This is a genomic window from uncultured Campylobacter sp., from assembly GCF_937996225.1.
In the GTDB taxonomy this organism is placed as follows: Bacteria; Campylobacterota; Campylobacteria; order Campylobacterales; family Campylobacteraceae; genus Campylobacter_B.
This window is the reverse complement of the sequence record NZ_CALKTC010000055.1, coordinates 81,742-92,230: the sequence shown is the minus strand read 5'-3', so window position 1 is coordinate 92,230 and position 10,489 is coordinate 81,742. Positions and strand designations below refer to the sequence as shown.

Annotated in this window: 10 protein-coding genes; 7 read left to right on the top strand and 3 right to left on the bottom strand. The window is 49.5% G+C overall.

Going from position 1 to position 10,489, the window contains the following annotated elements; genetic code table 11:
* Positions 1–36 precede the first annotated feature (36 nt).
* A complete protein-coding gene (proC, locus tag Q0174_RS06805; RefSeq protein WP_298042721.1) occupies positions 37–1,014 on the bottom strand; it encodes a pyrroline-5-carboxylate reductase in 978 nt (325 codons plus the stop codon).
* Positions 1,015–1,152: 138 nt separating this feature from the next.
* Between proC and ilvC the strand changes: the two genes are divergently transcribed.
* The 7 genes from ilvC (at position 1,153) to Q0174_RS06770 (ending at position 7,652) form a co-directional block, all read left to right on the top strand.
* Positions 1,153–2,175 carry a ketol-acid reductoisomerase gene (gene ilvC / locus Q0174_RS06800; RefSeq protein ID WP_298042719.1) on the top strand — a complete coding sequence of 341 codons (1,023 nt, stop codon included), beginning with the start codon at positions 1,153–1,155 and terminating at the stop codon, positions 2,173–2,175.
* 13 nt (positions 2,176–2,188) lie between these two features.
* A complete protein-coding gene (locus Q0174_RS06795; RefSeq protein WP_298042717.1) occupies positions 2,189–3,379 on the top strand; it encodes a divergent polysaccharide deacetylase family protein in 1,191 nt (396 codons plus the stop codon).
* A complete protein-coding gene (locus Q0174_RS06790; protein WP_298042714.1) occupies positions 3,363–4,151 on the top strand; it encodes a DNA-processing protein DprA in 789 nt (262 codons plus the stop codon). The genes Q0174_RS06795 and Q0174_RS06790 overlap by 17 nt, the downstream gene beginning before the upstream one ends.
* Positions 4,152–4,687: 536 nt before the next feature.
* Positions 4,688–4,837, top strand: a complete 150-nt coding sequence (locus Q0174_RS06785) for a hypothetical protein (RefSeq protein WP_298042713.1) — start codon at positions 4,688–4,690, stop codon at positions 4,835–4,837.
* Positions 4,838–4,982: 145 nt separating this feature from the next.
* Positions 4,983–5,375 carry a Holliday junction resolvase RuvX gene (ruvX, locus tag Q0174_RS06780; protein WP_297989822.1) on the top strand — a complete coding sequence of 131 codons (393 nt, stop codon included), beginning with the start codon at positions 4,983–4,985 and terminating at the stop codon, positions 5,373–5,375.
* A 448-nt stretch (positions 5,376–5,823) separates the two neighbouring features.
* On the top strand, positions 5,824–6,192 hold the full coding sequence (locus Q0174_RS06775) for an EthD domain-containing protein (RefSeq protein WP_298042711.1): 369 nt from the start codon (positions 5,824–5,826) through the stop codon (positions 6,190–6,192).
* A 773-nt stretch (positions 6,193–6,965) separates the two neighbouring features.
* Positions 6,966–7,652 (top strand): tetratricopeptide repeat protein, encoded by a 687-nt coding sequence (locus Q0174_RS06770; protein WP_298042709.1) that lies wholly within the window; start codon positions 6,966–6,968, stop codon positions 7,650–7,652.
* Between the two features lie 644 nt (positions 7,653–8,296).
* On the opposite strand, the gene Q0174_RS06765 is transcribed toward Q0174_RS06770, so the two are convergent.
* A complete protein-coding gene (locus Q0174_RS06765; protein ID WP_298042707.1) occupies positions 8,297–9,685 on the bottom strand; it encodes an FAD-linked oxidase C-terminal domain-containing protein in 1,389 nt (462 codons plus the stop codon).
* Entirely contained in the window at positions 9,672–10,400 is a 729-nt protein-coding gene (locus Q0174_RS06760) for a plasminogen-binding N-terminal domain-containing protein (protein WP_298042705.1), read from the bottom strand. The genes Q0174_RS06765 and Q0174_RS06760 overlap by 14 nt, the downstream gene beginning before the upstream one ends.
* Positions 10,401–10,489: the final 89 nt, after the last annotated feature.

Here is a 10,489-nt window from a genome sequence, read left to right as displayed (position 1 = left end):
GTATTTGAAATCCGAAACCGACGAGGTGCGGCGAGGCTAGCCGCGAGCTTTGGCGATGCACGCCTCGATCGCCGCCATCACCGCTGCGCGAAACCCCGCCGCCTCCAGCGCCGCCAGCCCCTCTATCGTCGTGCCCGCAGGCGAGCAGACCGCGTCTTTGAGCTCCGATGGGCGCTTGCCGCTTTGTAGCAGACGCGCCGTGCCCTCTACCGCCGCCGCTACCGCGTCGTAGCACAGCGCCCGCGGTAGTCCGCCACGCACGCCCGCATCCGCCGCAGCCTCGATAAAGGCGCATACATACGCAGGCAGACTCCCTGCGATCCCCGTAAATGCGGCAAAGCCAGCCTCATCTATCTCGTAAAATTTACCGATTTTGGCGGCTAGCGCTCGTACGACCTCCCGACTGGCCTCATCAAAATGCTCGCCGTAGCACAGCGCCGTAGCCGACGCGCCGATACTCGCAGCGACGTTTGGCATCGCGCGGGCCACGAAAACGTCCGCACCTACGATATTTTGGGCGCACTCCAGCTTGAAATTCGGCGCCAAAAGAAGCAGGATTTTGCCCGCGAGCTCGGGCGCGATCAGGCGCAAAATCCTCTCGTAGCTGGCGGGCTTGGTCGCGAGCACGATAATATCCGCTGCATGCGCCAGCTGCGTCTCGTCTTGCAAAATCTGCACGCCGTAGCGCTTGCGTAAGGTTTCGTTTTTGCTTCTAGCATAAGCTAGGACTTGAAGCTTCGTATCGGAGGCGGGCTGCGCGCAGGCGGAATCGCGCTCGCGGCTCGCAAAATTCTGCTCTAAATTTGCGGAATTCTGCCCGCAAGCCGCAAAGCTTTGAGTATCTGGCATAAAATTTTGCCCGTCGTGCGCGGAATTTTCTCCGCTCGCCGTGCAATTTTCTTTATCCTCTGTAAAATTTTCTCCGCCCGCTGCGCAATCCCGTCCGCCGGCTGCGCAAAGTGCGGCGATCATCGCCTCACCCATATTTCCGCCGCCGATAAATCCCACTTTCATTTTTGCTCCTTTTAAAGCTAAATTATGCCTCAATGATAGCTCAAAATTTCTTTATCCCCCCTTGCGGCGCGCGGTTTATCTACGTAAAAGCAAATTTTAGCTACAATCTCGCCTAAATTTTTAAAAAAAGGATGCGTTATGGCAATAAACGTTTTTTACGACAAAGATTGCGATTTGGGTTTGATTAAGGCTAAAAAGGTCGCTATGATCGGCTTCGGCTCGCAGGGACACGCTCACGCCGAAAATTTGCGCGATAGCGGCGTAGAGGTCATCGTGGGCCTTAAAAAGGGCGGCGCGAGCTGGAGCAAGGCCGAGGCGAAGGGCTTTAAAGTAATGAGCGTCGGCGAGGCTACGAAAGCCGCGGACGTCGTAATGATCCTAACGCCCGACGAGTTTCAAAGCGACATTTTCAAAGCGGAGATCGAGCCGAGTTTAAGCGAAGGCAACGCGATCGCGTTCGCGCACGGCTTTAATATCCACTTCGGACAGATCGTCCCTCCAAAGGGCATCGATTGCATTATGATCGCTCCGAAAGCCCCGGGCCACACCGTTCGCAACGAGTTTGTAAGCGGCGGCGGCGTACCGATGCTGATCGCCGTTTCGCAAAACGAAAGCGGCAGGGCCAAAGAGCTTGCTTTAAGTTACGCAAGTGCGATCGGCGGCGGTCGCACCGGCATCATCGAAACAACCTTCAAAGCAGAGACCGAGACCGATCTTTTCGGCGAGCAGGCTGTGCTTTGCGGCGGACTTTGCGCGCTCATCAATGCAGGCTTTGAGACCCTCGTAGAGGCTGGATATGAGCCTGAGATGGCGTATTTTGAGTGCCAGCATGAGATGAAGCTTATCGTGGATCTCATCTATCAAGGCGGCATGGCCGATATGCGCTACTCGATCTCAAACACCGCAGAATATGGCGATTACGTAAGCGGCAACCGCGTCGTAAACGAAAGTAGCAAAGCTGCGATGAAAGAGGTGCTAAAGGAGATCCAAAACGGCAAATTTGCAAAAGACTTCATCCTCGAGCGCAAAGCTGGCTACGTGCGAATGAACGCCGAGCGCAACATCACGGCAAACAGCTTGCTTACCAAAACCGGCGATAAGCTTCGCGCGATGATGCCGTGGATTGCCAAGGGTAAGCTCGTAAATAAAGATAAAAACTGATTTCGGCTGAGCTTTGGCTAGTAGAAATCCACGCGGGCGCCGCAAAAAGCGCCCGATCAACTACGCAACGATCGTCTTTGTCGTAATCTTATGCTTTTTAAGCGGCGCGGTTACTTACGCGGTTTTGGATCTCGTATTTTCGGGCAATAAAACCGCGTTGCAGCAAAGCTCGCGCAAGCAAGCCCCCGAGAGCACTTCCGATCCTCGCGGTAAAAAGCCGCGTTTAAGCGCTGCACAGAAGGAAGCTTTGATTCAAAAGGAGCTTGATAAGATCGCCGAGCAAAACGTAACTACGCCTAAGATGAGCATCGAGCCCGCACGGCAGAATCCATCAGTACAAAATTCCGCAAACGGCGATTCGCAAAATTCCGTGAATTCTATAGCTTCCGCAAATTCCGCCGCCGCAAATTCGGCGAGCGACGGATCTGACGTAAATTTTACCGTAGTAAATTCCGCGCCAGAAAATTCCATCAATTCTACCGCACAAAGCCACGTTTCTAGCGGTGCGGATGATCTTTCTAAATCGCCGCGCAAGGCTTTACCCGCAGGCTCTCGCGCAAAGCTAGCAATCATCATCGACGACGTAGGCACCGGCGAGCAGGCGCAAAAGATCGCCGCTCTGCCCGTGCGCGTGACGCCATCCATCTTCCCGCCAGAGTACCAACGCAAGGACACGCGCTCGCTCGCTCGCGGCTTTGAGCATTACGCTATCCATCTGCCGATGGAGGCGAGCTCTGCCAAAAATAACTCCGCGACGCTGCGAGCTTCGGATAATTACGAGAAGCTAAACGGCGTCATAGCCAAGCTGCGCGCGGACTTTCCGAACGCTAAATTTATAAATAACCACACCGGTTCCAAATTTACCGCCGACGAGCGCGCGATGCAAAACCTGCTGCGCGCGATGAACGAGCATGGATTTTTATTTATCGACTCGCGCACGAGCCCCGCTACCAAGGCTAAGGTGGCGATGAATGGACTCGGAATGCGATACGTGCATCGCGATGTGTTTTTAGATAATCAAAACAGCGTCGCTGCGGTGCGCAAAAAGCTGCGCGAAGCCGTCGCGCTTGCTAAAAAGCAGGGTTACGCCATCGCCATCGGCCATCCCAAAAGCTCCACTCTGCGCGCGCTTGCAAACAGCGCCGACATCCTAGGCGAGGTCGATTTGGTCTATTTGGACGAAATTTATGAGTACTACGAGTGAGCTCGGTTTTAAAATTCCAAGCTTAAAAAGGCTCGGTGCGAGCGAGCCCGCGCGGCTGTATTTTAGGGGCGAGCCCGCACTGCTGCAAAAGCGCCGTATCTCTATCGTGGGCTCGCGCAAGATGAGCGTTTATAGCAAAAATTTGATTCTGCGCCTCGCGCGCGCTTTGAGCGATGCGGACTTTTGCGTCGTAAGCGGCGCGGCGATCGGCTGTGACATAGCCGCGCACGAAGGGGCGTTCCCAAACACGATCGCGGTTTTTGGAAACGGTCTTGATCAAATTTATCCCGCGCAAAACGCCGCCATGATCGGCAAAATTTACGGGCGCAGCCTCGCGCTTAGCGAGTATGAGGACGGCGTGAGCGCGCGCGGATTTCAGTTTTTGCAGCGCAACCGCATCGTCGTGGCGCTGTCCGAAGCGCTCATCGTCGCTCAAGCCGAGCCCCGCAGCGGCTCGCTGCAAAGCGCGCGCCTGGCCCGCGAGATGGGCATACCCGTATACGTGCTGCCGCACCGCATAGACGAGAGCGCGGGCACGAACGATCTGCTCGCAAAATCTCAGGCGCGGCTGATCGCGGATTTTGGCGAGTTTGTTGCGTCTTTGGCTCCGCAGATGCCGCAAAGCACTGAGCGCGCGCAGGATGAGGTGATGGAATTTTTAGCGCTAAATTCCGATCTGCAAGCGGCGATCGAGCGCTTCGGCGATAAAATTTACGAATACGAGCTTGAAGGCAAGATCGAAATTTTAGGCGCAAAGATCGTGGCAAAGTAGCCGGCGGGCGCTTGCTCGTCGCGGTTTGATCGGCGCCGCCTGCCGGCATAGCGTGTTTGCATGGCGCATAGTCTGCGCGGTCAGAGTTTAAATTTAGAAAAAGGTGGCTCGGTAAAATTTTGCTTTCCGCAAGTAGCGCTTGAGCTTAAAACAAACCCGCGCGGCTTGTTTGTGTAGTGCCACTCGCCCCGATTGCGGTAATGATCGGTTTGTGAATGCTTCTCGCGATCTATAAATACTTTGCGGCGCAGAATTTAAGTGTTAAAATGTATGAAATTTTCTGAAATAGCGTTTAAATGTTTGTTTGCCTATCGTGCTAAATTTTTGCGGGTAAATTTGGCTGCAGATTTCAGCATAAGCGTGGTAGGCTGAATTTGCCGCAAGGAAAAATTTTGATCGTAGCAGTAAAATTTTACGAGTTATAAAGCGCAGGGGGGCTTGTATCTGCTCCGTCGCGTGAGTGCGGGTTTGCTTTAAAATTTTGATTTTGCGTGGGGTGGGTTGGTTGCACGTCCGGCACCTGCACGGTAGGGTTTATGCCCACCGTGAGTTTGGGTGTCGCTTACGTGCAAGCTCACGCGGACTCAGTGCGGATGTACCTGCCAGGTGCGGCGATCGAAATTTTAAAATTTGAAGCTTGTGGCACGCTAAATTTAATAGCTCGCAAGCGGCGCGAGCGAGTGTAATTTATGTCAATTTCGTATAAAATTTCATAAATCCGCAGCTAAATTCTGCGATAAAATTTAGCTATGAAATTCCGATCGCGGAATTTCGGCGATAGAATTTTAATGGCGGAATTCCGCAAAATTTGATGTTAGCAAAGGATAAATTTTGATAGTTGCGATTGATCTTGGTCTCAAACGTATCGGCGTGGCGGCGGCACCGGATGATAAGACGCCGCTTCCGTGCGAGCCGATCCTGCGCAAAAATCGCACCCAAGCCGCGCGCGAGCTAAGCGAACTGCTGCGCGAAAAGGGCGCCAGCATGCTGGTGCTTGGCGTGCCGCGCGGCGGGGCGAGCGAGGAGGAGATGAGCAGGCGCATACGCCACTTCGCCTCGCTGCTGGATTTTGACGGCGAGATAAAATTTCAAGACGAGAGCTTTTCGAGCGCCGAAGCGGCAGAGTTTGCGAGCAAAGGCGCTAAGGGGGGCGGCAAGGATCCGCGCTTTGATAGTATCGCCGCGACGATAATTTTGCAGAGGTTTTTGTCGAGCAAGGGTTAGCGCGTGCGTAGCAACGTAATTTGCCCGCGGCGGCGCAAGAGAAAATCGCCGCTCGTCTGTTTTGTCGCCGTTTGAAAGGCCGCGGAATTTTACTCGCTCGCCTAAAATAGACGGAATTTATGCGCGCCGAAAGTCAGTAAAATTTTCATCGTTCGCTAAAGCTTGGCGAAATTTTGCTTTGCCTGCAAAGAGCCTGCGGAATTTATTTTGGCGGCAGCCGTAAATGACGCTTTAGGTAGTTAAACCGAGTGAGATTGACAGCGATTTAAGTTTTAAGTGGCGAGACTTATGTATTTTGGCGGTTTGTGCTAGCGTGTACGGTTGCTATTTTAAGTTTTTGCAAGGTCTATTTAGACGCAAAGAACGTGAAGTAAAAATCGCAAAAAGACGCGGAGGTATCATAGAATAGGGCGCAAATTTTGCGATAAATTTCATTTAGGGAGCGGTTATGTTTAAGATCACGATGTTAGTAAAAAGGGCGCCGAACATCACGCAGCAGGAGTTTTTAGCGCACTGGGCGGCGCATTCGCAAAAGGTTTTGGCTAATCAAAAGGCACTAAATATCGTCCGCTATGCAAAAACTATGCCCATCTTTATCGGGGGGCAGAGCACCAGGCGCGAGACGGCGGCGTTTGGCTACGATGCGATGGGCGAGCTATGGTATGAGAGCGTACAGGCGTTTGCGGATGCGCGAAATAGCGAGGCGGCGCGAGCGGTGCTAACGGAGCTGATGGCGGATGAGGCAAAGTTTTGCGATATAAAAAACTCCGTGATGTGGTTCGGCGAGGAGGAGGTTGTGATAGAGTTTGAGCGCTAGAGAGCGCGGCTTGCAGTGAATAAATTTTGAAGTAAGGCTCTTTAAATGGATAGAATTCTACGTGGCATTTGGGTTTTAAAACTAGCAGAATTTTACGAGCTGGGCTTGCACGGCTGAAATCTCAGTCGCAACCTACATAGATGAAATTTACGTACTCTATACAGATACTGCGCGGCCTAAATTATTTTAAGGCTCATATATCTAAGTGGTGTAGATCTAAGAAGCCTGGGTATTGGAGCCAAAACGCCTAAAGACGCATTATGCTTACGATTTTAGCATAGGCAAACCTATTTCTAAGATAAAACTTAAAGGGTGGTGGCGTAAAATTTTTTAAAATTTCTAAGCAGCAATGCGAAATTTTCAAAAGTTTTCTAGGGCACGGCAAGATGCTCACCATGGGCTTGGTATGCAACAAAATATTTTACGCATTAGATTGTCGCTCTGATAAATCACCATTGCAGAGGCTGTAGGTGTTTCAGACCTCAGGATTAAAGCTTTATTATAAATACTGCAGGCGCCGTGGATGCCGCATAGACGTGCGAGTAAAAATTGAGGCAAGCCAGCCATAAAAATAATCTTGCAAGTAAAATTTTAATTTGTCTTTTTGAAATTCAGCTCAAAGCTCCGTTTAAAATTTTATTTAAAATTTTGCTTGGGATTTTGATAGAAATTTTGTAGGAATTTCGCCGCAAATTTCACAGCTATTATCAAAAATTAAAATTTTACCCCTCGCTTTTTGCTATAATTATTTTTAAAATTTAAAAGGAGCAAAAATGAAAATTTTAGCGTCGATTACCGCACTAATCGTAGCAGCCTACTTGCTCGCGCAGATATTTTTCCCGCAAGGGGTCTCGTTTGTCGGATGCGGCATCGGTAGGGCTAATTCGTGCGAAGACTATGGAGGATATTTGCTTGAGGAGCGCGATTATGAGGCAGCAAAAAAGCCATTTGAAAAAGCTTGTGAAGCGGGGCTAGAAAATAGCTGTGCTATCGCGGGGGATTTATATTACGACGAGCAAAATTTATATAAAACTACAAAAGATAAGGGCAAGTCCGCGCGGTTTTATTCCAAAGCGTGCGAGCTGGGAGCCGCCAAAGCTTGCTACAACGCTGCGATAATCTCTTATAAAAATGCCGATAAGAAAAATACATTTGCGTTTTTTGCCAAATCATGCGATTTGGGATTAGGCGAGGGCTGCTTAAACGCTGCGGTCGCTAGCTACGAAGAAAAAGACTATCAGGGCGCTCTTAAGTTTTTCCTCAAATCTTGCGATGCTGCTTTGGCAGAGGGATGCCAGAGGGTCGGGTTAGCGTATTCAAAGAAGGAATTTGGCGAGCCGGATCTGGATAAGGCGATGATCTACTACGACAAGGCCTGCAAGCTGGGAGCGGAGTTTAGCTGCAATGTAGTAGCCGCGATGAATAAAATAAATGCAAGCGAGGCTAATGCGACCAAATAGATAGCAGGACTAGCTAGATGATAATACGGTGAGATCGAAATTAGCGTAGAAATTTTGCGGAGCTTTATAGGATTTTATGAAATTCCGTGGAATTTCGTCTTTAAATTTTATTGCTGAAATTTCACATATTGCGATAATATCGATAGATAGTGATTTTAAAATTTCAGTATCTTGGAAGTTTAGAATTTAATCTATGCTGTGGATTTTATTGACAGAATTTTGACTTATCATAGACTTACTCATCGCGATATAGGGATTTTATCATAATAATAGTGCTAAATTATATATCGTTGAAAGAGAAAAAATTGCGCAAACTAGCGAGTAGCTATGCAATCACAGCTGATATGGCAAAAATATCCGAAGAAGATCGCACGGGATAATCAATCTGCGAAGTAAGTAAAATCAATTATCAAGTGGATGGAATCTATCAATAAACAAGTAAAATTATTCATCGCAAAGCAAGCAAAATCGATCTGTCAATGGGTAGATCAAGCTTGAAACTAACTCGAAGTAGCCTGTAAATAAGCTAAATTGTAAGCAAGATAAATTTTAAGTAGGCATATTGTAAGAAAGTAAAATTTTAGATGAGATAAGTGGGATAAATCGATTTCAAATCACCGTAGAAGTTGGATGACGATCCTAATTTAAAGCCCCATTTTTCCGGGATTTAAGATACCTTTTGGATCGAACGCCCTTTTGATTGCGCGAAATAGCTCCATCTCTGCTGCGCTAAAAGCTAGTGGCATAAATTCTGCTTTGCTTAGCCCGATGCCGTGCTCGCCGCTGAGCGTACCGCCAAGATCAACTGCAGCTTTGAAAATTTCGGTGATTGCGTCATGTCCGCGTCGCACCTGAGCTTCATCTTTTTTGTCGGCGACCATGACGTTGGTGTGGACATTGCCATCGCCCGTGTGCCCGAAGCAGGGCACGCGCACGCCATATTTATCGCCGATGCGCGCGATACGGCGCAGTAGCTCGGGCAGCTGCGAGCGCGGGACGGTGATGTCCTCATTTAGCTTAAGCGTGCCGTAGATATTGATCGCCTGCGAGCAGTTGCGCCTCGCAAACCAAATACCTGCACGCTCCTCTTCGCTTTCTGCGATGCGAAAGTCGCTCGCGCCGTTTTGAACGAAAATTTCTTTTATGAGTGCGAGCTCCTTCAAAAGCACCGCTTCTAAATTGCCGTCTGTTTCGCAGATCAAAATCGCGCCCGCATCCCTTGGCAAGCCTTTATGAAATTTCTCCTCGACCGCGGCTATGCACAGCGCGTCTAAAAATTCCATCGCCACGGGCGTGATACCGGCTGCCATTGTCTTATACACGGCATTCATTGCTGCATCTACGCTAGGAAAAACGCCCATCGCGGTCTTTTTAAGCTTTGGCATCGGGATTAGTTTGAGCGTGATTTCGGTGATGACGGCAAGCGCGCCTTCGCTTGCGATTAAAATTCCTACCACGTTGAAGCCTGCGACATCTTTTATAGTGCGTTTGCCCGCTCGGATCACCTCACCGTTAGGCAGTACCGCACGCAGTGCCATTACATAGTCTTTGGTGATGCCGTATTTTGCGGCGCGCATACCGCCGGAGTTTTCGGCGACATTGCCTCCTAGCGTGGAATAATCCTGGCTTGCGGGATCGGACGGATAAAAAAGCCCGCGCGCTGCGGCTGCTTTTTGCAGATCGATATTTATGCAGCCAGGTTGGACTACGGCGAGTAGATTTTGCATGTCGATTTCTAGAATTTTATTCATATGTTTTTCAAATGCTAAAATCACTCCGCCGTTTGCGGCTAAAGATCCACCAGTAAAACCGCTACCTGCGCCTCTTGGAACTACAGGGATTAAATTTTCGTTGCAGAATTTTAAAATTTGACTGACATCGTTCTCACTTCGCGGGAAAAGCACGCCGTCCGGCAGACAGCGCCTTTTCGTCGCGTCGTAGCAGTATGCCGTGCGATGAGCCTCGTCAAAATAGGCATTATCCGCGCCTAATAGATTTGTAAAAAACGCTCGCGCAGCGCTATTCGTCGCCATCTAAGCCCAGCAAATAGCGGTAGTGTTTGTCGTAATCGCTGATCGGGCCATTAGTAAAATCCCAAATGACGGTCTTTATCTCGCCCACGCGCGAGTAAAATGGCAGCTGATAATAAGCCACGCCGCCGCTAGCAAACGTACGCAAAGGCTTGAAGCTGCCGCAGTCGGCAAATACGCCTTGTTTATCCATCGCGATAAAAATCAGTCCGGCGCTGTTTTGCGCGCAAATTTTACGAAAATCGTCACGGCTGGGATTTGGCTTGTGGTTGTAGCTAAGATAGGCGCCGCCAAGATCTGGGTGGATAAAATTTATATTCGGAAAAGCCTTGATAACCTGCTCGTAAATTTCAGCGTTAGGCGCGACGATTATGGCGCGGTCATAGAGGAAATTTAAGATCACTTTATCGCCGCTTGAAGGTAAAATTTTAGGCAGTGGCAGCGCCTCTTGAGCTAACATATCAAAGACCTCAAATCGCACCTTTGCCTTGCCTGCGCTTTTTTGCGTCACGACTGCGCGCGCGATGATGGAGCTTGCGCCGCTACCGAAATTATGCATCACCACCCCGCTGCTACCTACGGCAATCGTAGGGCTATCTGTGATCTCGCCCGAACCATCAGTTACGCTAAGTAGGGCGGTTTCGTATCGCGGCATGTTAAATTCCGCTCCTATCGCCACGCTTAAAAATAGGCCTAAAATAAGTAAAGCTTTTTTCAAAATTCTGCTCCTGAATAAAATTTCGGCTAATTATACATAAAACTTTGAAATTAGCGATAAAATTCCGCGGTATTTACGAAATATAAGCG